The sequence below is a fragment of the Ruegeria sp. ANG-S4 genome (assembly GCF_000814005.1).
Classification (GTDB): Bacteria; Pseudomonadota; Alphaproteobacteria; order Rhodobacterales; family Rhodobacteraceae; genus Ruegeria.
The window spans coordinates 1-606 of the sequence record NZ_JWLK01000014.1; the positions used below are offsets into that span (position 1 = coordinate 1).

Below are 606 nucleotides of genomic sequence, written 5' to 3' on the forward strand. Positions count from 1 at the left end.
CTAAGCGATTTGTGTCTCGGTTGAACCAAGTAAAGCAGCAATTCTTCGCTCTCGGCGCTTTAAGCTGGAAGACCACTTCCCAAGGCCTGTGATCCGCATCACTGACATGTTTCCGGGAATCAGCCAACCTCACTGCATTAACGAGTTAGCGTTCATTCCGAGTTTCGAACGCGAGATTTCACCCCGTCCCATTTTCCCATGCGGACCGAACAGTGAAAGGTAATTAACGATGTCTAGTGATGAATTTCTTTTTAGAAAAATCGATGAAGCGGAATCGGAATACACTGGAGAAAACTTGTATATCTCATCTACAGGCGCAGAGCGATGGAATGTAGACGAGAGCAACACCCTTGGATTTACGGGTGGTGAAACAGAGCCAGAAGGGCGCGGAGGGAACGTTTTTGGGTTCGAAGACTTACCCAACAACATGCCTTCAGAGTACGAGTTCACAGCGTTCATGGAGGATGTGATCCTTTAACTCGCTGCTGGCCAATCAGTTTGAGTGGAAACCCTGCCTAACGTGAAAGCGTTCACTGCACAAACTGTTGAAATCGCCGATAGTCACCCCACGAACACGAAATCCGTCGGAACTCGACTAAGGGGTAC

The 606-nt window shown here is 48.5% G+C and carries 1 protein-coding gene; it reads left to right on the plus strand.

Going from position 1 to position 606, the window contains the following annotated elements:
• Nucleotides 1-229: 229 nt before the first annotated feature.
• On the plus strand, nucleotides 230-478 hold the full coding sequence (locus tag RA28_RS22065) for a hypothetical protein (protein WP_039533485.1): 249 nt from the start codon (nucleotides 230-232) through the stop codon (nucleotides 476-478).
• The last annotated feature ends 128 nt before the right edge of the window (nucleotides 479-606 follow it).